The organism is Vibrio sp. SCSIO 43086, assembly GCF_051132235.1.
Lineage (GTDB): Bacteria > Pseudomonadota > Gammaproteobacteria > Enterobacterales > Vibrionaceae > Vibrio > Vibrio diabolicus.
This window is the reverse complement of sequence record NZ_CP072677.1, coordinates 924,460-946,898: the sequence shown is the minus strand read 5'-3', so window position 1 is coordinate 946,898 and position 22,439 is coordinate 924,460. Positions and strand designations below refer to the sequence as shown.

At 44.5% G+C, this 22,439-nt stretch carries 19 protein-coding genes; 6 read left to right on the top strand and 13 right to left on the bottom strand.

Annotated elements, in window-relative coordinates; all coding sequences use genetic code 11:
* Nucleotide 1 precedes the first annotated feature (1 nt).
* Nucleotides 2-265: a cell division topological specificity factor MinE gene (minE, locus tag J8Z23_RS04430; protein WP_005396037.1), complete on the top strand. Its 264-nt coding sequence runs from the start codon at nt 2-4 to the stop codon at nt 263-265.
* Nucleotides 266-343: 78 nt separating this feature from the next.
* Here the strand turns inward: minE and rnd are convergent, their stop codons facing one another.
* The 7 genes from rnd to J8Z23_RS04395 form a co-directional block, all read right to left on the bottom strand.
* Nucleotides 344-1,462 carry a ribonuclease D gene (gene rnd / locus J8Z23_RS04425; RefSeq protein ID WP_054867852.1) on the bottom strand — a complete coding sequence of 373 codons (1,119 nt, stop codon included), beginning with the start codon at nt 1,460-1,462 and terminating at the stop codon, nt 344-346.
* 79 nt (nt 1,463-1,541) lie between these two features.
* Nucleotides 1,542-3,233: a long-chain-fatty-acid--CoA ligase FadD gene (fadD, locus tag J8Z23_RS04420; RefSeq protein WP_005396044.1), complete on the bottom strand. Its 1,692-nt coding sequence runs from the start codon at nt 3,231-3,233 to the stop codon at nt 1,542-1,544.
* Between the two features lie 106 nt (nt 3,234-3,339).
* The gene (locus J8Z23_RS04415) at nt 3,340-4,194 is read right to left on the bottom strand and encodes an alpha/beta fold hydrolase (protein WP_434635110.1); all 855 of its coding nucleotides are present in this window, start codon (nt 4,192-4,194) and stop codon (nt 3,340-3,342) included.
* 6 nt (nt 4,195-4,200) lie between these two features.
* Nucleotides 4,201-4,758 carry a Slp family lipoprotein gene (locus tag J8Z23_RS04410; RefSeq protein WP_048626136.1) on the bottom strand — a complete coding sequence of 186 codons (558 nt, stop codon included), beginning with the start codon at nt 4,756-4,758 and terminating at the stop codon, nt 4,201-4,203.
* Between the two features lie 41 nt (nt 4,759-4,799).
* Nucleotides 4,800-5,105 (bottom strand): hypothetical protein, encoded by a 306-nt coding sequence (locus J8Z23_RS04405; protein ID WP_005396047.1) that lies wholly within the window; start codon nt 5,103-5,105, stop codon nt 4,800-4,802.
* A gap of 60 nt (nt 5,106-5,165) precedes the next feature.
* Nucleotides 5,166-5,867: a tRNA (adenosine(37)-N6)-threonylcarbamoyltransferase complex dimerization subunit type 1 TsaB gene (gene tsaB, locus J8Z23_RS04400; protein WP_301567590.1), complete on the bottom strand. Its 702-nt coding sequence runs from the start codon at nt 5,865-5,867 to the stop codon at nt 5,166-5,168.
* Nucleotides 5,868-5,896: 29 nt separating this feature from the next.
* Entirely contained in the window at nt 5,897-7,837 is a 1,941-nt protein-coding gene (locus J8Z23_RS04395; RefSeq protein WP_434635107.1) for an ATP-dependent DNA helicase, read from the bottom strand.
* 218 nt (nt 7,838-8,055) lie between these two features.
* On the opposite strand from J8Z23_RS04395, the gene purU reads away from it, so the two are divergent.
* The 3 genes from purU (at nt 8,056) to J8Z23_RS04380 (ending at nt 11,082) form a co-directional block, all read left to right on the top strand.
* Entirely contained in the window at nt 8,056-8,889 is an 834-nt protein-coding gene (gene purU, locus J8Z23_RS04390) for a formyltetrahydrofolate deformylase (RefSeq protein ID WP_005382206.1), read from the top strand.
* 203 nt (nt 8,890-9,092) lie between these two features.
* Nucleotides 9,093-10,709: a trypsin-like serine protease gene (locus tag J8Z23_RS04385; RefSeq protein ID WP_434635104.1), complete on the top strand. Its 1,617-nt coding sequence runs from the start codon at nt 9,093-9,095 to the stop codon at nt 10,707-10,709.
* Nucleotides 10,710-10,713: 4 nt separating this feature from the next.
* Nucleotides 10,714-11,082, top strand: a complete 369-nt coding sequence (locus tag J8Z23_RS04380) for a hypothetical protein (RefSeq protein WP_104971400.1) — start codon at nt 10,714-10,716, stop codon at nt 11,080-11,082.
* Nucleotides 11,083-11,153: 71 nt separating this feature from the next.
* Here J8Z23_RS04380 and J8Z23_RS04375 read toward each other — a convergent pair whose 3' ends face one another.
* Nucleotides 11,154-11,750, bottom strand: coding sequence for a VOC family protein (locus J8Z23_RS04375; protein WP_434635102.1), 597 nt, complete (start codon nt 11,748-11,750; stop codon nt 11,154-11,156).
* Nucleotides 11,751-11,970: 220 nt separating this feature from the next.
* Here J8Z23_RS04375 and argS point away from each other — a divergent pair, with 220 nt between their 5' ends.
* Both argS and J8Z23_RS04365 read left to right on the top strand, forming a co-directional pair.
* Entirely contained in the window at nt 11,971-13,704 is a 1,734-nt protein-coding gene (argS, locus tag J8Z23_RS04370; RefSeq protein ID WP_046874243.1) for an arginine--tRNA ligase, read from the top strand.
* 126 nt (nt 13,705-13,830) lie between these two features.
* On the top strand, nt 13,831-14,259 hold the full coding sequence (locus J8Z23_RS04365; RefSeq protein ID WP_046874244.1) for an HIT family protein: 429 nt from the start codon (nt 13,831-13,833) through the stop codon (nt 14,257-14,259).
* 93 nt (nt 14,260-14,352) lie between these two features.
* On the opposite strand, the gene J8Z23_RS04360 is transcribed toward J8Z23_RS04365, so the two are convergent.
* The 5 genes from J8Z23_RS04360 to znuA form a co-directional block, all read right to left on the bottom strand.
* Nucleotides 14,353-14,583 (bottom strand): FeoC-like transcriptional regulator, encoded by a 231-nt coding sequence (locus tag J8Z23_RS04360; protein ID WP_434635100.1) that lies wholly within the window; start codon nt 14,581-14,583, stop codon nt 14,353-14,355.
* A complete protein-coding gene (gene feoB, locus J8Z23_RS04355) occupies nt 14,580-16,856 on the bottom strand; it encodes a Fe(2+) transporter permease subunit FeoB (RefSeq protein ID WP_434635098.1) in 2,277 nt (758 codons plus the stop codon). Before feoB ends, J8Z23_RS04360 begins: the two co-directional genes overlap by 4 nt.
* Complete coding sequence (locus J8Z23_RS04350) at nt 16,856-17,083, bottom strand: FeoA family protein (RefSeq protein ID WP_005382190.1); 228 nt, start codon at nt 17,081-17,083, stop codon at nt 16,856-16,858. Before J8Z23_RS04350 ends, feoB begins: the two co-directional genes overlap by 1 nt.
* A gap of 827 nt (nt 17,084-17,910) precedes the next feature.
* Nucleotides 17,911-21,288 (bottom strand): AraC family transcriptional regulator, encoded by a 3,378-nt coding sequence (locus J8Z23_RS04345; protein ID WP_434635096.1) that lies wholly within the window; start codon nt 21,286-21,288, stop codon nt 17,911-17,913.
* A 201-nt stretch (nt 21,289-21,489) separates the two neighbouring features.
* On the bottom strand, nt 21,490-22,377 hold the full coding sequence (gene znuA, locus J8Z23_RS04340) for a zinc ABC transporter substrate-binding protein ZnuA (protein WP_006742703.1): 888 nt from the start codon (nt 22,375-22,377) through the stop codon (nt 21,490-21,492).
* Nucleotides 22,378-22,439: the final 62 nt, after the last annotated feature.

The following is a 22,439-nucleotide window of genomic DNA, read 5'->3' as shown; positions in this document are numbered from 1 at the left end:
CATGTCATTATTAGAATTTTTCCGTCCACAGAAGAAAACTTCTGCGAATCTAGCTAAAGAGCGTTTGCAAATCATTGTTGCTGAGCGCCGCAGCCAAAATGATCCAGCGCCTTCTTACTTACCTCAATTGAAAGAGGACATCTTGAAGGTGATCAGTAAGTACGTGGCAATTGATCCAAATATGGTTGACTTAACATTTGAGCACAAAGACGACGATATCTCAGTTCTTGAGCTCAATGTGAAGCTACCAGACGACGAGAAGTAAACCACTTTTCCTCGCGAGATTGAATGCTCAGATTTGAATGAAAAAGGTTGGCACCGAGGCCAACCTTTTAACCTTTTATTACTTTAATGCTTTGTTCATCTTGTCGCCGAGTAGATCCAAACGCCACCCTTGCATCAAGTCAGGCAACACTTCTGGATCGCGATCTTTTTTCCACACCCAACTGATCAACTGATTAATCTGCTTTTTAGAAGCAAGGAACTCCGTCGCTAAGCCAGACTTCTGCGACGCCGATTTCACTATGTCTTTCATATTTTTGAAGACTTGTTTGTAACCTGGATAATCCATTAAGCGTTCAATTTTCGCTGGATACTCTTCAGAAGGTGTTTGCTTCGCTTGTTTAACAATCGCGGCAATCTTCGCGCCATGGCGGTTAATCGCTCGGATATCAATATCTTCTGCTTCCATCTTCTTAAAGTTCGTTAAGCCAAGACGAGCGACTGTTAATAGGTCACCTTCTTTGAAGATAAAGTTCAGCGCTAAATCTCGTTTGATTGCTTCACGATAACGCCACGTCGCCAATGGCTTTAAAATCGCCAGTTCAGAAGGTTTTAACTGCCAAGCACCTTTAATATCAAGGTAGGCATTCTCCTCATTAGTGACGCGAATGCGTTTTGAAACCAACAAATCACTTTCTTGTTGTACGGCTTCCCACCAACCTGCTTGCGTCACCTTATCGAACAGCTTCTCGTATAACGGTAGCAAGTAATGCACGTCTGCAGCAGCATAGTCTAATTGCTTTTGCGTCAACGGTCGGGCCATCCAGTCAGTACGTGACTCACTTTTGTCTAGCTCAACACCTAAATATTCTTCCACCAGCGTTGCAAAGCCTGTTGATAGACCATGGCCAAGAAAGGCCGCCATCAACTGAGTATCTACCATAGGGAACGGCGTACAACCAAATGCATTTTGGAAAACTTCTAAATCTTCACCGCAGGCATGCAGCACTTTTAACACGGAAGTATCTTTTAATAGCGCTACGAACGGCGTCATATCCGTTAATTCGGTCGGATCAATCAGCGAGAGGCGATTACCATCGAAAAGCTGAATCAGACCTAACTGCGGGTAGAAAGTGCGAATACGGACGAATTCGGTATCCAGCATCACTACATCTGCCTCTCGGGCGTGAATGCAAACTTCTTCTAGGTCTTTGTTTTTGGTAATAATTTGATAATTCACATACTTCTCGCTATAAAAAATGCCAGCAAAACGCTGGCATTCTATCATTTTTTAAATCTCTCGACTCGACGAAATCGGCTTATGCGCTTTTCTTCGCGAGTTCAGCGTCGTTCTCTTCACGCAGAACACGACGCAAGATCTTACCGACATTGGTTTTAGGGAGGTCTTCGCGGAACTCAACCAACTTCGGCACTTTGTAGCCAGTTAAGTGCTGACGACAATGCGTAATCACTTCATCTTTGGTCAAGCTCGGGTCGCGTTTCACGACGTAGATCTTCACTAATTCACCAGAGACTTCGTGCGGTTGACCAATAGCAGCCACTTCAAGGACTTTGCCGTGTAGCGCTACAACGTCTTCGATTTCGTTCGGGTAAACATTAAAGCCTGATACTAAGATCATGTCTTTCTTACGGTCAACGATGTGCAAGAAGCCTTCGTCATCGAACTTAACAATGTCGCCCGTTGATAGCCAACCGTCTTCGTTGATCGTATCTTTCGTTGCTTCAGGTCGTTGCCAGTAGCCTTGCATAACCTGAGGGCCACGAACTTGAAGTTCACCAGTTTCAGTATTCGCAAGAGCGTTGCCTTCTTCGTCCACAATGCGAACTTCCGTTGATGGCACAGGCAGACCTATCGATCCATTGTATTCAACAAGGTCATGCGGGTATGCCGCAACCAATGGAGAACACTCGGTTAGGCCGTAACCTTCTAGTAGGTAACAACCCGTGGTCTTTTGCCATCTTTCTGCTACTGAGCGCTGCACTGCCATGCCGCCGCCAACCGCTAAACGTAGGTTACTGAAATCCAACTCGTGGAAATCTTCGTTGTTGATCAAAGCATTAAATAAGGTGTTCACGCCCGTAATCGCAGTAAACGGATGCTTTTGTAGCTCTTTCACGAACCCTGGAATATCTCTAGGGTTGGTAATAAGTAGGTTACGGCCACCCATTTCGACAAACAGTAAACAGTTTACGGTAAGAGCAAATACGTGATACAGCGGTAGCGCTGTCACGACCAATTCGCGGCCTGGAGATAAAACCGGCCCGTACGCGCCTTTCGCCTGTAAAACGTTCGCAATCATATTACGGTGTGTAAGAATCGCACCTTTCGCGACGCCTGTCGTACCGCCCGTGTATTGCAGGAATGCGATGTCATCCCCAGACATAAACGGTTTAACGTATTGTAGACGACGACCTTTACGTAGAGCCTGACGCATTGAGATTGCACCAGGTAAATCATACTTAGGCACCATGCCCTTAACGTACTTCACGACAAAATCGACAATCGTACCTTTCGCTCGTGGCAGCATTTGACCAAGGCTGGTTAACACCACGTGTTTAACTGGTGTTTTATCGACGATTTGTTCTAGCGTGTTCGCAAAGTTAGATACAATCACAATCGTCGTCGCACCTGAGTCATTCAATTGGTGCTCAAGTTCACGAGGAGTGTAAAGTGGGTTAACGTTTACGGCGATACAACCTGCACGCAAAATACCAAACAACGCCACTGGGTATTGCAGTAGGTTTGGCATCATCAGAGCAACACGGTCACCCTTTTGCAGTTTTAACTCGTTTTGCAGATACGCTGCGAATGCGCGACTACGCTCTTCCAATTTACGGAAGGTCATAACCGAGCCCATGTTCATGAATGCTGGTTGGTCTGCATATTTTTGTACAGACTGCTCAAACATTTCTACCAAAGACTCATATTGCTCTGGATTAATGGTTTCAGGTACGTCACTTGGATAACGTGAAAGCCATGGTTTATCCACGATGTTACTCCTCGTTTATAACTGGCTAAAAAATAGCGTCCTTTTTATTTTGAAAGCTATTACAGCACAGCGAACGTGCTTGAGCACGCAACTCTCAAACACTTGTTTAAATTTTGTTAACTACACCAAGAATTCGCGTTGCGACCTCGAGTATTTGCTCTAAATGACAGTGATGACCACCCTTGACAGAAACCACTTGCGGCGGGTTCTCTCCCCAATCAGCTTGGTTAGATGGTAAATTCTGAAATCCTTGATCGCCTAATACGATCAAATGAGGACAACGTATTTGGCTGGTAATCGAGTTAGCATGCGCTTGCGCCATTCGGTAAAGCGACGCACATTTTAACTTGGCGTCATGCCGCCAATACCATTTATCTCCTCGCTGCTCCGTTCCTCGCTCGACTATCGGCAGAAGCTGCTCAGCGGTTAATTGGTTGGCTTGCACGCGTAATTTTAACGCCAGATCGAAGGAGGCAATGGCTCGCTCTGGCTTGTTTTGCTGTCTTATTCGACTTAAAACGCCATCGCGAAGACGAGGCAAACTGTTAGTAGGATCTTCAGTAAGAGGTCCTGCTCCCTCAATTTGCACAAGAGCTTCGACCTGATCTGGAAACGCAGCACTATAGCAACTTGCGATTAAAGCACCAAGTGAATGCCCTACTAATATCAGTCTGTTTGGCGATAATTCGTCCAACAACTGATATAAATCGGCAATATAGTCGTGAAAGGGGTAATAGTTATCGTGAGATTTATGACTCGATAAACCGTGACCAAAATGATCGATGGCGAGGAGGTGTAAGTGAGGATTAAGTTGGTTCAACTGCTCCATGAGCGCTTTAAAGCTGCCCGCATTATCTAACCACCCATGAAGAAAAACGACTGACAAGTCAGCCGTTTTCTCGTTCCCTATCTCAAGGGCTGCCATTTTGCCGGCAGGAAGCTCGAATTGACGCTCATGCATCGCAGATTATTTGACCTGTTTTATCACTTTACCGTCTTGTGGGAAATCATTACGCCACATGCGGCAGTTAATCGAGTAACATGGGTAAAAGTAGGTTGGCGAGTCATACATGCGTACACGTTCTTCAATTTTCCACAAACGGTAGCCTTGCCCCTTAATGATCGGGAATACGTATTCGTGCTCACCAATCTTTCCTTCTTCTTCTCCGGCGCCTTTACCTACAACCGTCAACAAGCGGCCTTCACTAAAGGCGACGGGCTCTAAATAGCCATCAAAATAGGCGACAAAACGTCCCGTTGGCTCTTCATCAATATCCGGTTTACCAGATTTACTGATTGGTAGGTTTACGATTTCTAGACGGGTTTTATCTTTGAAGTTATCCACTTTAGCGATGATTCCACCAAGACGAACATCTTCACTCACTTGCCCCTGAGACTCAGCGAAAGCTTTATAATCAGTAACGACTTGTTCTGTGCTGGCATTTAACTCCTCTGGCAACGAGCTACACGCAGACAAACCAACCGTAGCAAATAATGCGAGAAAAAACCGTCCAAAAACCTTCATAAACCACCTTTCAATATTAGTAACCCCAAGCTGGGGAGATCTCACACGTAAATATCGACACCAAGTAATTGAGCCAGTTCCTCTTTTTTAGTTCGATTCATGACATCCATGTACTGCTCCATTGCTTTACGTGCGCTCCCTTCAGGAAGGTCATATTGCACTTGAGCTCGGTGAATTTGGGACTCATCCACGTGTTTTATGGAGTGCGCCACAGCGTTAGCAACCTTTGAAGGCTGACCTACAGGCTGCTTTGTTTGTGATTTATCTACCTGCTTCTTTTTGCTGACTTTATTAGTGCGATTTGCACCGGGAATCAAAGAAGGAGGCAAGCCATTAATCGACGCCATAGCACTCCATAAAAATACAGGGCAAACGCCCTGCTTTTTGTCAGGTTAATGAAAAACGGACTATTCGCGACCAGGAAGTTTTTTCCATGTCACATTATCGCGTAGATAAACTGGGCTAGAATCTTCTACCGGCACAGTATTACCCTTTTTAAATTCTTGTTCAGCAAGAATCACGATGTCTTGTGAATCAGGGTACAGAACCTCGCCATGCGTCAAATTAAATGGTAGGTCTGCTAATACTTCTTGGTATGCATCCCAACCAGTACCTGCTGTCGTCCACATTTTGTCGTCTGCCTGTGCTTCTTCAGTTAGACGTGCTGGTGGAATAACACACTCTTCATCAATACCAACCCATTCACCATTGTCTTGACGAGAATAGCGCGCCCAATAAATTTCACTCATACGTGCATCAATGGCCACAGCAACATTGGTCACACCATGTAAACGATGGCTACCTTGAGCCATCGCAGCCAGTGTTGAAACGCCGATCATAGGTAAGTCAGCACCGAACGCCAAACCTTGTGCGATACCAATACCGATACGAACGCCAGTAAAGCTACCTGGACCACGTCCAAACGCTAACGCATCTAGCTCTTGTAGAGTCAGGCCAGCTTCTTTTAGTACTTCATCAACCATTGGCAGTACTTTTTTGGTGTGATCGCGTGGTGCAACCGCGCTACGTGAAATCACTTGATCATTAGCCAACAACGCAACTGAACAGTTTTCAGTCGCTGTATCGATAGCAAGAATTTTTGCGCTCATTTAACTCTCTACAACTCTCATTTATTGGGTTATGCCTCAGCACTTGCGTCTGTGACAGATTGTTCTGCTTTCAGGAATGCTTTGATTCCATCTAAGTCTCGCGTTCTTGGGATAGGTGGTAGGCTTCCGAGGAAAATACCACCGTAGTCTCGCGTGACGAGGCGATTATCACAAATAATCAACGCACCGTGATCCTTCTGATCTCGAATTAATCGCCCTACTCCCTGCTTTAACGTAATCACTGCATCCGGGATTTGTACTTCAGCAAATGGCTCACCACCACGTAGTCGACAATCCTCGATACGGGCTTTGAGTAACGGATCGTCAGGGGCGGTAAACGGTAATTTGTCGATAATAACACAGCTCAGCGCATCACCTCTAACATCAATCCCTTCCCAGAATGCACCTGTCGCCACGAGTAAAGCGTTACCCAGTTCCATAAACTCCGCCAAGGTTTTCTGCTTACTCATCTCCCCTTGCATTAACACAGGCAGCTCAAGTACTTCTCGGAACTTCTCACCTAGTTCACGCATCATGCTGTGCGAGGTACATAAAAAGAAGCAGCGACCATCATTTTCTTCAATCACCGGAGTAAGCATTCGGACTAACTTATCCGCTAAGCCGTTACTGTTTGGCTCTGGCAGATACCTTGGCACACAAAGGCGCGCTTGTTTTTGATAATCAAAGGGGGACGGCAGAGAAAATTGCTTTGTAGGCTTGAGGCCAAGGCGCTCAGTAAAGTGCTTGAAGTCGCCCGATACGGCTAGGGTTGCTGACGTGAAAATCCACGCGCCTTGTTTAATCTCTATTTGCTCATGGAACTTGTCCGCGACAGAAAGAGGCGTAATGTGCAGAGCGAAATGACGAGGCGAGGTATCGTACCAGTATGAGTAGCCGGTAATATCGACATCACATACCCGGTCGATGCGGCCTTTGATCAAATTGGCTCGTTCAAAAGCGGTATCCAGTAATTGACTGCGCCCTAAGGCTATTTTGAGTACATCAATCGCCAATTCGAGGCTATCAGTTAAGCGCAATAATTCTCGCTTAATAGAGCCTGATTGCAACGCCTCACGCCAGTTGCCACGAAAGCCAGGCTCACCCAGTACAATCCGCATGTCCATTGCGCTTTGCATGAGTTTGTCGCCCACTTTTTGCAATTGGCGCATATCTTTTGCTTCGGTGCGATAGGCTATTTCAATATCTTTGGCAAGATCGTGAATTTGGCGACTTGATACTGACTGGCCGAAATATTCGCTCGCAATATCTGGCAACTGATGAGCTTCATCAAAAATAAACACATCGGCTTCTGGAATCAGTTCACCAAATCCTGTTTCTTTGATCGCTAAATCAGCAAGAAATAAGTGATGGTTCACCACAACAATGTCGGAATCCATGGCTCGCTTACGAGCTTTCAATACAAAGCAATCGGTGTAGCTCGGACACTCTTTACCTAAACAGTTATCATTGGTTGAAGTGATGGTCGGAATGATCATGCTGTCTTCTGGCAGATCATCACAATCACCAAGGTCACCTGTTTTGGTTTCTGATGACCAAGCACGCACTTTAACCAATTGAGTTAATAGCGTCGGGTCAGATTCATTAGTATGGCTTTCGACCATTTGGCGGCTCAAGCGATCCAAACACAGATAGTTAGAACGCCCTTTTAATAACGCCACTTGACCATAAAAACCAAGCGCATTGACCATGAGCGGTAAGTCCCGATGGTACAACTGCTCTTGCAAGTTTTTCGAGCCTGTACTGATGATCACTTTTTTACCACTCAACAGTGCAGGGACTAGGTAGGCGAAGGTCTTACCGGTTCCAGTTCCTGCCTCTACCACCAACTGGGTTTGATCTTTGATCGCACTGCTGACGGCTTCCGCCATATCGATTTGTGGCTGACGAGCTTGAAAGCCCGGAATGGCCTTACCTAATGCGCCATCAGAGGAAAAAGTTTTTGCGATCATGCTTGGTATTGAGTTTGAAAAATTATCGAGAGTATATCAGAGGAATAGGAGTGACATCAGCCCACAATCTGGCCAGCTTGCGGCGACGCACGGATATTTTGTTGAAACCAACGTAAGAATAGATTATTTATGGTGAAACATGGCAGTACAGTTACACCCGCCTGGGAATAATAACAAATTCGTACGCTAAAATATTAATGCATGGAAGTACCTGATTTATGGAAAAGAAAACACTGTTGACCCACTGTTCTGACGCCCCGGGTCTCATCTCGAAAATCACTAACATCTGTTACAAGCACCAACTCAACATCGTTCACAATAACGAATTTGTTGATAATACCAGTGGCCACTTTTTCATGAGAACGGAGCTGGAGGGATACTTCAACGATCAAACGTTTCTTGCCGACTTGGACCAAGCCCTCCCGCAAGGTGCTAAGCGTAAATTGGTTGGCTCTCGCCGTAAGCGCATCGTCATTCTCGTCACAAAAGAAGCGCATTGTTTAGGCGATATTCTGATGAAAACCTACGACGGAAGCCTAGATGTTGAGATCGCCGCTGTGGTAGGGAATTACGACAAACTGCAAACTCTCACTGAACGCTTCGACATTCCTTACCACCACGTGACCCATGAAAACCTTAGCCGTGAAGAACACGAGCAGAAGATGTTAGAGGTGATCGACCAATACGATGCTGACTTTTTGGTGTTAGCTAAATACATGCGCGTATTGACGCCTACGTTTGTTGAGAAATACCACCACAAAATCATTAATATTCATCACAGCTTCTTACCTGCTTTTATTGGCGCTAAGCCATATCAACAAGCTTACGATCGCGGTGTGAAAATCATCGGTGCAACGGCACACTTCGTGACTAATGATTTAGATGAAGGGCCGATCATCAAGCAAGACGTAATTCCTGTCGACCATACATTCAACGCCCAAGATATGGCGCAAGCAGGACGCGATGTAGAGAAGAACGTATTGAGTAAGGCTTTGAATAAAGTGATCAATGACCACGTTTTTGTTTATGGAAATAAAACAGTGATCCTGTAATCCCTCCGCACTAGTTACAACGAGAATGAAACCCGTCCAACTTGGCGGGTTTCATCTTTTCAGGGATATCCCCCGACTCTAACCATCAAAATTAAACCGATATATTATAATTTTTCATTTCACTACAACTATTTACTGAGAGAATGATTCCGTTTATCATTTGGTCCCCTTATAATAAACCACGTTAATATTACGGAATTAAAATGAAAAAAACGTTAGTGGCTTTTCTGATTGGGCTGACTTTGCCAGCAACCACAATCGCAGATACTCTTAAGCCTGTTCAGAATGATGTATCCACTCGCATTATTGGCGGCGAGCCAGCTAATACTTCCGACTGGAAGTTTATTGCTTCACTGGTCCGTAAAGGACAGCCAACATCTATTGGTCACTTCTGCGGCGGTAGTTTCCTTGGTGGAAAATACGTATTAACTGCTGCGCACTGTGTGGAAGGTCTTAATGCGGACGATATTGATATCGCTCTTGGTCTTTATGATCAAAACAACGAGTCTCACGCGCAGCGCATCGCGGTTAACAATATCTACTCGCATACTGCATATAACAGTAATACAACGAACAATGACATCGCTCTTATCGAATTAGAACGCAATGTCGATAGCGCGACTATCGATCTGGCAACGCCAGAACTTTTAGATAGCGTACGTGTGGGAGACAAGTTGCACGTAGCTGGATGGGGAAATACGTCCACGACAGACCGAGTATACCCAACCGTTTTACAACAAGTTGATTTGGAATACGTAGATCGAGCTACCTGCCAAAACCTACCAGGAAACTACTCTAATGTATCAGATGACGGCATTTGCGCCGGATACTATTGGGGAGGTAAAGATAGCTGCCAAGGAGATAGCGGCGGTCCGCTCATCGTTGACGATAACGGCATCAACAAATTATTAGGGGTGGTCAGTTGGGGTGATGGGTGTGCTCAACCAAATGCTTATGGTGTTTACGCAAACGTCGCTCATTTTCAGCACAACGGCTGGATAGATAGTCATCGTAATACTATCAGCTACACTCAGTATCGAGATCTTCATTTCGTTGAGCGAAAAGCGCAGCAAGAGACCTTTACTATTCGTAATGACGAGGTGAATACGCCAATTAACATCACGGGCGTTACCCTAACAAGCGGAATCAGCCTCGCCAAAAATACCTGTACTGCGACACTGGCACCATCTCAGAGCTGTCAAATTACGGTAGGCTACTACCCAAGCTACTCGCACTCAGTTGAAACGATTGAAGTCTCTACTGATCATCCGAAACTATCTAAACTTTCGACTACCTTAATATATAGTGGTATTGATAAAGCAAGCAGCTCATTGAGCAGTGCCGTTACGCTAGCTGGCGCAAACGTGTACACCAATGAACACGCTTGGACCGCTGAAAATGGTGAACTTCAGTCAGCAGAAATGGGAATGTCTACTGGTGCATCCATCTTGCATTTAACCGATCTTCCAAAAGGCAAACTATCAATGGACTTTAAAGTCTTGTCAGATGGTTTCGATGTTTTTGTCGTTTACGTCAATGGCCAAGAGTATGACTACACTCGCCAGCTTCTTGAGTACAATGAACTTTCTATCGATCTTTACCGGAAGTCAAACACGGTTACTTTTGCTTATCTGAAAAACTACGAGTTTAGCGGTGGTTACAACGCGCAAGCGTATATTCGCAATATCAAGATGTCAGTTAGTTCAGATAACACTAGCGAGAGCAGCGTAACAACAACATCGAGTTCAGGCGGCAGCTTCTCGATTAGCCTATTGATGTTGCTAGCTGCAGGTCCTTTCCTGCGTCGCAAAAAAGGATAACAAGATGCAATATATACTCAAAACAATGCTGCTTGGTTTGAGCTCAATCAGCTTAGTCGCTTGCTCGGCAAATACAGAAATGCAGCAAGGTCAAGAGTCTGAACACCAAGCAATCATGGTAGAAGCGTACCGAACTAGCGATAGTCAAATTTCATTTATCGCCGAGTCTAATGGCTGCAGTAAGAACGATGACTTTAGCTTAAAAATAGAGCAAAACTCTTCAACGGAAGCCCTGCTCACAATCGTCAGGAACAAAGTGGATCATTGTAAACGAATGCCGTTTCCAAAGACTTTCACACTAACTCTAGACGAAGAGTTGAAAGGCAAAAAGCTTTCCATTACCAACCCAAAAAGCAAGTCACCGGCTAAATAGTGATTCGCTTACGAAAGGGAGCCTCGGCTCCCTTTTTGCCTCTCGCAACTCAGAAATTTCACTCTAGCGTTTTACGCCTGCTCAGACTCCACAATACGCTTAAGTGAATGCGGGTGCAGCTTGATACAAATGCCTTGGTACTTAAACGCCACGGTTGGGTTGTTCAAGCGTTCGCCTTCCCTTTTCGGGCTCGACAATTTGCTCTTTACACCCAGCTCTTCCAACTCATTAAAACGCGCGCCAAACGCTGGGTAAGTGTGTTTCAAATCAGCAAGAAACTCATCTGCGGTTTCGGCATGAGACGGAATCACAAACTCCACATGTTCCCAGCTTTCATTTGGGTAGATTTTGCCTTCCGCAGGGTATGGCAGCTCCAGACACTCAATCTTCCAGCCACGGCTTTCCAACGCTTTGTCGAATTCGATAACGATGATTGGGCGACCGTTTATTTTCGCTTGTGAAATCACCTTACCGTATTGATTCCATGCTTCATGCGCGGCTTTCGCTGTTTCAGTATCATTAATACGCAGCGCAATATGGTCAGCTTGAGCAAAGCTCAGATCCAGTTTTAACAGGGTTGCAAGCTCTTCAATCTTCGCCATAAATGCGTCCAGATCTTGGATCATCAATTCAGGCGTTAGGCGCTTTTCAACTAGTTGAGTCGTCATTGTGGCTCTCTTATGGGGCGATTTATCTCATTACTTTGAGCGCAATAGTAAACGCAAACTAAGCCACATTTCCATTCAATCGAAAAAGTAAAAATTTCGCCTATTCATCTCTGTATGAAAAGCAATAAAGTTGTTATGATTAGCCCCATTTTTGTGAACTCTAACAGAGCTCGGCGTACATTCTGCCGAGTTCTTTGTCCTTGAATTGAAGGAAACGCGTGTGAATATCCAAGCACTTATTAATGACAAAGTATCTCAGGCTCTAGAAGCCGCTGGCGCACCTGCAGGTAGTCCTGCAGCCGTTCGCCAATCAGCAAAGCCACAATTTGGTGATTACCAAGCAAACGGCGTAATGGGCGTTGCTAAAAAACTGGGTACTAACCCACGAGAATTTGCACAGAAAGTACTGGATGTTCTAGACCTAGATGGTATTGCGAGCAAAACAGAAATCGCTGGCCCTGGTTTCATCAACATTTTCCTAAGCGAAGAGTTCCTTGCGAAACAAGCCGACGCGGCGCTAGCAGACGAACGTCTTGGCGTAGCTAAAGAAGAAGCGCAAACCATCGTTGCCGACTACTCTGCACCAAACGTAGCAAAAGAAATGCACGTAGGTCACCTGCGTTCAACCATCATCGGTGATGCAGTGGTACGTACGCTTGAGTTCTTAGGTCACAAAGTGATCCGCGCGAACCACATCGGTGACTGGGGTACTCAGTTCGGTATGCTTATCGCAAACCTTGAGCGCGTACAACAAGAGTCTGGCGAAGTTTCTATGGAACTTGCGGACCTTGAAGGCTTCTACCGCGAATCGAAAAAGCTGTACGATGAAGATGAAGAGTTCGCAGTAAAGGCGCGAAACTACGTGGTAAGACTGCAAAGCGGTGACGAGTACTGTGCAGAAATGTGGAAAAAACTCGTTGATGTAACCATGATCCAAAACCAGCGCAACTACGACCGTCTAAACGTGTCACTGACCCGTGACGACGTAATGGGCGAAAGCATGTACAACGACATGCTTCCTAAGATCGTTGCAGACCTAAAAGAACAAGGTCTTGCCGTTGAAGATGATGGCGCGCAAGTTGTATTCCTAGATGAATACAAGAACAAAGATGGCGAACCAATGGGCGTTATCGTTCAAAAACGCGATGGCGGTTTCCTATACACAACAACAGATATCGCATGTGCAAAATATCGTTATGAAGAGCTAAGCGCAGACCGTGTGCTTTACTTCATCGACTCACGTCAACACCAGCACCTAATGCAAGCTTGGACGATTGTGCGTAAAGCGGGCTATGTGCCTGAGTCTGTATCTCTTGAGCACCACGCGTTCGGCATGATGCTGGGTAAAGACGGAAAGCCATTCAAGACTCGTGCGGGTGGTACCGTTCGTTTGGCAGATCTTCTGGATGAAGCAGAAGTTCGCGCAGCACAGCTGATCGAATCTAAAAACCCTGAACTAGATGCGGAAGAAAAAGAGAAGATCTCTAAAACAGTTGCAATGGCAGCGGTTAAATACTCTGACTTATCTAAACACCGTACGACTGACTACGTGTTCGATTGGGACAACATGTTAGCGTTTGAAGGCAACACAGCACCATACATGCAATATGCATACACTCGTGTAGCTTCAATTTTCGCTAAAGCTGGTGTTGCTATGGATGCTCTCCAAGGTGACATCAAAATCACTGATGAGAAAGAGAAAGCACTTATTGCTAAACTTATGCAGTTCGAAGAAGCGGTGCAATCTGTTGCTCGCGAAGGCCAACCACACATCATGTGTAGCTACCTATTCGAACTAGCAGGTCAGTTCTCTAGCTTCTACGAAGCGTGCCCTATCCTAGTTGCTGAAGACGAAGCAGTGAAACAAAGCCGTCTGAAACTAGCTGCGCTAACAGCGAAGACCATCAAGCAAGGTCTGTCTCTACTGGGTATCGATACTCTAGAGCGTATGTAATCCGCTTTTACGTAGTTAGCTTAAGTAGCACAAGCTAAATGATGACGAAGGTTGACGTGAAAGCGTCAACCTTTTGTTTTATCTGTCGTATACTACTTCAAACTAAAAATTAATCGGACAGCAATAATGAGTTTTGAACTTCATCCTCAATTGGCAAAAGACACTTCGGTGATTGGTCACTTCCCACTTTGCGTCGCGCTTCTTCATAAAGATAATGCTGTGCCATGGGTTATCTTGGTGCCTAAACGCGAAAATTTGAAAGAGCTACACCACTTGCCAATGCAAGAGCAACAACAGTTTTTGCTCGAATCTCAAGCGGTAAGCCAAGCACTCGAAGCGACATTCCGCCCAGACAAGTTAAACCTTGGTGCCCTAGGTAACATGGTGCCACAGCTGCACATTCACCATGTTGCTCGCTTTAAAGACGATATGGCATGGCCGGGACCAGTTTGGGGTAACACCAAAGGTGAGTTTCGTACTGACGAAGAACAAGAAGAGATTCTTAACCGAATTCGTAATGTGTTGTCGTTAAGCTCTATCTTCCGTAAAGCGTAACCGTTATATAACTTTTAATTCAGGCAGAAAGTAAAAAGCCGCATCATTGCTGATGCGGCTTTGTTGTTTTTGCGCGATGGTTCATTGCTCTTACTACATGGTTACGATAAGTGACAAACCATCGTGCTTTGTGACTGCATAGCGTATTCGCGTTATATGATGAGCTTTATTTGTATCTACCAAGCGAGAAATACGACCTTTGTTAATCCATACACTTAACATGGCGTCTGCACCGTCTTCACTCATTCCGAACTGTTTTGCTAGCTCAGATTGGGAAACCGTTCCTTTTTCGGCAATATATTGATAAAGCTCTTTTAAAATCATACGACTTGCGCCTCAAACTCGCCTTGATGTTTCTTGCCTACGCGCATGAAAACGTGGTACGTGCCAAAGAAAATCGCAATAATTGCGGCAATCCAAACGCCGCTGGTGATAGGGCTATCAGCGAAATGCATAAGCTGATGATAGAAAGTCGCACTCAAGTACGCGAGCCCCATTGTCCATACCGCTATAAAGCGCGCAAAGTTATTGCCGAATTCTCGAACATAGGCACCCATCGCAGCCACACAAGGAGTGTAAAGTAAGATAAAAATTAGGTACGCAAAAGCAGCATGACCAGAAACAAATTTCTCTTTTATGTTACCAAAGATCGATTCATCAATTTCTTGCTCCTCTGCGACTGCATGAGAATCTGCTAAATCACCGACGTCAATCCCCAGAGGATCAGAATAGCTCAGCCCTGCTAGGTTTTCAGGAATGCTCATCACCGCTTCTTCTAGGCTACCCATAAGATCAAATTCTGCATCCTCTCCATCGGTTGGCGTAGTATATAAGCTGTTCAATGTGCCCACGACTGCCTCTTTCGCGAAGATACCAGTAATAATACCAACCGTTGCTGGCCAGTTATCCTTTTGAATACCAATTGGTGCAAACACTGGCGTCACAACCTGAGCGGCTTTTGATAGAACCGATTTATCACTGTCTTCATTACCGAATGTACCGTCAGTTCCTAGCGAGTTGAGGAAGCTCAAGATAGCAACAACCACAACGATGGTTTTACCTGCACCCAGTACGAAACGCTTAAGTTTTTGCCAAGTTTTGATCACGACGTTCTGCAATGTCGGAAGCTCATAGTCAGGCATTTCCATCACCAAGCTATCACTGCTGCCAGGATACAGCGTGTGCTTGAGGAACAAACCGGTAAACACCGCGGCGACAATACCAAGTAGGTAAAGTGCAAACACAATGTTTTGACCAGAGCCTGGGAAGAAAGCGGCAGCAAATAAAGCGTACACAGGTAAGCGAGCACCACATGACATAAACGGTGCCATCGACGCAGCCAACTTGCGCTCACGCTCTTGGTCTAGCGTGCGCGTTGCCATGATTGACGGAACGTTACAGCCAAAACCAAGAACCAAAGGGACAAACGCTTTACCCGGCAAGCCGATTTTCTGCATCACTTTATCAAGCACAAACGCAGCGCGTGCCATGTAACCCGAGCTCTCGAGCACAGCAAGGAATAAGTACAAACACGCAATGACCGGGATAAAGGTCGCAACTGTTTGAATACCGCCGCCTAAACCATCAGCAATCACCGTAACTAGCCATACGGGGAGGTGACCATCTAATAAGTGGTGTCCACCATCAACCAGCAATGCGCCTACACCAATGTCAAAAAAGTCGATAAATGCACTACCAATGTTAATCGAGAACATAAACATCAAGTACATAACAACAAAGAAGAATGGGATCCCAATCCACTTGTTCAAAATAAATTGGTCGAGTTTTTCAGTCACGCTACGGCTTAGCTTGCCTTCGCTTCGGCGAACTTTTTTACACTGTTCATGCAGGTATGTGTACTTGGTATCCGCGACATGCAAATCGATATCCAAGTCTAAAGTCGCAATGACTTCCAATACTTTGCTTCTATCAATATCGGAAAGGCTATTGAGAACCATCGTGTCTTTTTCAAGCGCACGAATCGCTAATGCACGATGGGCGACGGTTTGATCGTTAAAAAGTGCGGAAACAGTTTGAATCGCCGACTCCATCTTTTCACCGTAATGCAAAGATAACTCTTTAAGCGCGACCCCTTGAACAATGGACTTATGAAGTTTTTCTTTAAACTCTGCAACTTGAGTTTTATTGGTTGCAGATAAACTTACTACAGGACAACCTAACGTTTTCTCAAGCTCTGAAACGTTAATCATTTGACGTTCACGTTTTAGCGCATCCATTTTGTTGAGAACAACAATCATAGGACGGCCAAGTTCGCGAAGTTGTAACGTCATATATAAGCTGCGCTCTAAACTCGTGGCATCAACCACGTTGATAATGAGGTCGGCAGGATGAGTTAGAACCGCACGCGATGCAATGGATTCGTCAATACTATTGCTATCATTACCACTGTCTAACGAGTAAATGCCAGGAAGGTCAGTGAGCAAAAACTCGTCACCCGCATGTTTGAATTGTCCCGTTTTCTTTTCAACGGTGACGCCTGCCCAGTTACCAACTTGCTGTTTTGCGCCAGTCAAACCATTAAATAGCGTCGTTTTACCACTATTAGGATTACCTACGGTAAGCACTTGATATTGCATTACACTCGCTCCACTTCAATTTTCTGAGCAATGGTTTCTCGCAAGGCGACAGACACACCACGGACTTCGACTTGTAAAGGATCGCCCATTGGAGCACGTCGAATCACTTTGACTTCTGTATTGGGAAGCAGCCCCATGACCATGAGTTTCTTTCTGATATCTGATGAAAGACCATCTAACAACCGAATCGTCACCGTATCGCCAGGATTAATCTCTGATAACTTCATAGTGGCCCTTAAGAGTATTGCTAATGAGAAATATTATTATTTAATAAGTTTAGGCTGCCAATATTACTCTCCTATAACCCTTCAATCCTTGTGTGAAATCAAAGATTTCATAAATGTTTTCATGCTTTCAAACGTCAACTCCGTAAATTTCCTCTCGTTATTTACGTCAAAATTAACAATTAAAAATCACGATCAATGAAATAAAAATGTCACAAACAAATGGCAAAGACAAAAATTTCAATACAAAACAACAAGTTAAATAATATTTAAAACTTTGTCGTTTTTCTCATATCAACATGGCGTTATTTTTATAAGAAAAATAAGTAACCTCTCGTATAGTTACTCCATCGAGAGGGCAACCTCTCAAATGAATTCCAGAGGTGGCATGGCAACATGTCACTCCGGCAGCAAGCGAAGGTGTCATTGACACCCGTGGTATAGTCCCCCCGGCTATACCACGATATTTTTTTTCATCTCTCTCTAAACTCTTTATCTTATCCACCTTTTTAGCACAGTTCTGTTTTCACGAATTTCGCATGCCCCCACTACTCAAATGAACCAACACACTCTAGATACAAAAATACAACCATTCATCTATTTGTCGCCGTAGGTAAATCCGTCCTCTTAAGCCATGTATGGTTATAGCTAAGAACAGCGCTACTAACAGATAGAGCGTGACCGTGCTTACGTATTGAGAATGGATTTGTAGGCTAGATGTGATGAAGAAGCAATGAGAATCACTGCATTGGTAGCTCTAGAATAGTAGAGCGCTATAAGCAGCTCCCCAGTCTTTTGAATATTCACTAGGGAGTGTGTAATGAGGGTTTTTAGTTGGTTTCTTGGCTTTCTTGAGTCAAAGCAAACTTGGAAGGAGGCAAACCAAAATGCAATTTAAACTTTTGGCTAAAGTAAGAAGGATCATTAAAGCCGCAGTTAAACGCTACTTCGCTGATTTTCTCGCCCGCTAATAACTGCTCACACGCCGTTTCTAAACGAACTTCGGTTACATAATCTTTTAACGTTCTTGACGAGGCTGATTTAAAGCGCCTCTGTAAAGAGCGTTCTGACATGAACAGCATTTTAGCCGCTAAAGCAGTACCAAACTCAGGGTCATGGTAATGCTCAGCCACCAGCTGATAGACTTTTTGCAACCATTCTTTCTCTGGGGTCACTTTATCTTCGACGATAGGTTCAGACTCAAATTCTTGCAAAGATTCATCCACATAACTCATTTCCTTCGCAGTTGGCCATGTAATTTCGATTTTATTTTGAGCGTCGGAAGTAAATACCGCCAAGTATCCTCCACTCGTTGTCACTAACTGGGCAAGATGATCAATACTCAATTCAGAGTGGTTCATATTAGATGGACGCCCGGTCGTGACTTTATTAGGCAGTTGCGTCCCATAATCAAGAAAACTCAATGAAACAATATCATTGCCCTCTTCTAGCATGATTCTCACCGTTTGGCCTCGGAAAGAACGCTTGATGATATTGGCAAAAATGCTGTTGAAGATAACATCAAGGTTAAAGCTTTCCAGAGCAATTCGACTTGTTTTTCTCTCATCTTCAAGCTCCACCATAATCCCAGCCTTCGCAAAATCATCTTGCCATACATCAACCACCGATTGAGTTATCTGACTCAAATTGTAATTGTGACTACCGCCGCTAGCTTCGCCAGGAACACTTTTTAACTCATTTAATTGCCATGTCGTTTTCGCCAGATGATCTTCCGTAGCTGCATCCAAAGGTATGGGTAATTTTGACGCTATAAAATCCACACTGGACTTAATAGATTGCGCCACGTGATCAACCAACAGATTTCTGACTTGAATCTGTTTACGTAGCTGTTGGTTACTCGTCAACAACACTCGGCTTTGATGCCTCAACTGGTTAGTTTTGAGTGTCACTTGCGCAGCTAAATCACGGTTAGCCTGTACAACATAGCGAGAACGCCAGTACATAAGTAGTGCAACCATGGCAATACTCGCGACCACAAAACCTAAAATTGCGAGTTGCGATAAATACCAAGGATTAAGCACAATAAAATACGACTCGAGCCCAACCAATCCAGCAGCGACTTGAGACTCATTACTTACCTGTAGATGGTATTCACCGGAATTGAGGTGCTCTAGAGTCAGTTGGCCTCCCTCTAGCGCTTGCCAAGGATCATCGCTATTCAATCGATAATACAAATTTTGGCTGTCTGGTTTTGGCATCACGCCAAATAAGAAACTTAGAGAAGAGCCATACGGTAATTTTATTCCATTCAAATCGGCGCTACCAACTTGTAGAACCTCGTTTTCAAGCACAACTTGGCTCACGATAAACTTCGACTCTGGAGGGTTGGACACAAGCAGCTTGGATGCTTCAGCTTTTACCAACCCGTATTTCGACCCTAGGACGAGCTCTCGCTCACCACCTTCTTTTTGCTGTATAACACTGCAAATTCCTGGTAGAAACTCGTTGTTCATTAAGCCAGACGCCGATGAATAATGCTTCACTAATTCACCCGAAAGGTGGTAATAGCTTAATCCGACAGAAGAGGCTAACCACACACCTTGCCTGTCTCTGATCAAGCAAGCAGGTCGCGCGTTGGGCACACTCATTTCAACAACATGTTTCTCGTCACTTCCTTTAATCGTTTTAAAAACGCCGTAAGATGACGCAAACCACTGACTGCCATCAACCGCCGTGACCATGTCTAATGATTCACCAAACTTTTCGGAATAGCGGATGAACTGGATGTTTTCATTGCTGTATTGATAAACCCCATGATCGGTCCCTATCAATAGAGAATCTTCAGTGTCGTATAAACGCGTAACCTTAGCTGGTAAGTACTGACTTACTAGCCACTCACTTCCAAAGTTTCTTACGCTTTGCTTGGTTATATCAACATTGTAAAGATGGTATCCACTTGATACCCAGAGACGATCATTACCATCTACAGTCACGTGCTCCACTGCGTGTCCAGCCATAACCTGTAAATAAGGAAATGTCACTTTGTTAAGACCATTCAGCTCGAATATTTCGAGCCCTTTAGAGGTCGCAAGCCAAAGCATCCCACCTTGAAATGCAAATTCATTGATCTGCGAATCAAGCTCCAAGACTTTGATGTTGCCACTCTCACCTGTCCGGTAAAGCTTTCGGTCATCCGCGAACCAAAGCGCATCATCAGGTCCTGTGGAAGTTTGTCGAATTCGCCCTGATAAGGTTTGCGAGTCGTAACTACTGAAGGTTACTCGTTCAAACTTTTTACTAAACAAGGAGTAATAGCGAATGCCTTGGTTAGTCGCGATCCACATCCCTCCCATGTTGTCACTCAGTAGCGAATAGATCTTTGTATTATCCAGCTCCAGTTCAAGAAAGCTTGCAGGCTCGACTTCTGTCACTTCACCTGACAAGAATGAGTATAAATACAGACCATGCTCAGTCCCCACCCAGTACTCTTGATTTGTCTCAGCGAAAGTCAACACATGAGAGCCGCCAATCTTAATCACCTCTTTATCAGGTTGATAAATATTGAAAATTAATGCCCCACGCAACGTTCCTACCAGAATTTCTCTGCGCGTGTGTGAGTAGTAGATCTTTTCAATGTAGTTCTGACCTGAAGCGACTACATGGTCAAACTTATCTCCTTCTGAAAGATAAAAGCCAGAAGTTGTAGCAAGTGCCCACTTCTCTTCGAGCAGAACTGCATCGTTAATATAAACATAGCTATTGTTGCTATGTTGATAGAGCTGCAACAAAGAAAAGGACTTTAACTCGTTAGTATCGATGTTGTAAGTATAGAAATGTGCGCCATCACTAACCCAAATATAATCTTCAGAAGAACCGATTTTTCTTATTTGCGACCCGGGGTTTAAGCTAAAGACTAAACGTCTTTCTTGATTTGGATAAGTTTGATACACCTCATTCTCAACAAAGGTCCAGAACGAGCCTTCATGATAAGCCAGTTGCTTGGCAGACATTTGTAAAAAACTGCCTGATTTAGGTAGGATATTTTGGCCATCATAAAACAACACCCGCCCATGCACGTCGTGAATCCACAAGCCCCCTTGCTCACCCAAGAACAATTTTTTAGCCGCAATAAAAGTACCCTTAACCTGAGTCGGCAAAGGGTAAAAGATGGCATTCGCATTATGAAGAGCAAATGCTTGGAAAGATAGGAAAAAGCCCAACAAGACAAGGGCTAATTGGCGTAGCAAGACGAAAACCTTTTATATCAATTTGTGCTCGGCGCTCACCGTCCATATCTTCTACAGCATGGACTTATACGGTTATTTTGAGCTGCTAATTATTGATAATGATATCTCAATTACTGTTTGAGAAAAGGCTCGCCTTGCCAAAGGTTGTAATTCTTACTACTGGATCACGTTAAAAGGACTATTCCTACACAACAACACTACTTAATCCGTCTTTTGGCTCAAGCACTGCTCAAAATTATTCGCCATATTGTTGAGAAAAGTAAAGTAACTGCCCGGTTTTGCTTCAATTGTGCTCCCTAATGGGTCAAGTTCACCTTTGGCAACTTTGCTACCTCGCATCACGCTCTGAACGACAGCTGGAGTAAACTGAGGTTCAGAAAACACGCAGGCTACATCTCCTGAACTTAACTTTTGACGAATTTGGATTAAGGTTTTTGCTCCCGGCTTACGATCCGGGCTCACGGTGAAGTGCCCCATTTGATTTAACTCATAACGCTCTTCGAAATAACCATAAGCATCGTGAAACACAAAGTAACCTTTGTCTTTCACTGGCGATAATTTCTTCTTGATCTCTAGGTCCGTCTGGCTGAGCTCAGTTTCAAATTTTTTAAGGTTTTCTTGGTACTGTGCTGCATTTTCCGGATCAAGTGATCCTAGTTGATTTACGACAGCCTTGGCAACTTGTTGTGCTTGACTTACACCTAACCAAAAGTGCGGATCATGTGAACCATGATCGTGGCCATCATGGTCATGGTTGTGCTCACTATCAAACTCACGCAAATCTAGATCTGGAATTTGACTAATAGTCAGAGTATTCGATCTGTCTGACACGACTTTTTCCAGAAACGGTTCGAGATCATGTCCGTACCAAATGACTAAATCAGCAGAAGCGATTTTCTTAACATCCGATGGGCGTAAAGCGTAATCATGGGGCGAAGTGTTAGACTGCAGTAATACATCTGGCGAAGTCACCCCTTGAGTAAGCTCTGTCACTAATAACTGAATAGGTTTGATACTCGTTAGTACCGTTACTGCGTGTGCTGGCAACGTTAGCATCGCTGACGCAGCAAGAATTAATGCTCTTTTCATAGTTTTATTTGGGATATGGTGTAGAAAGTGTGATAATGTTACATTATAACATTATTGATTTG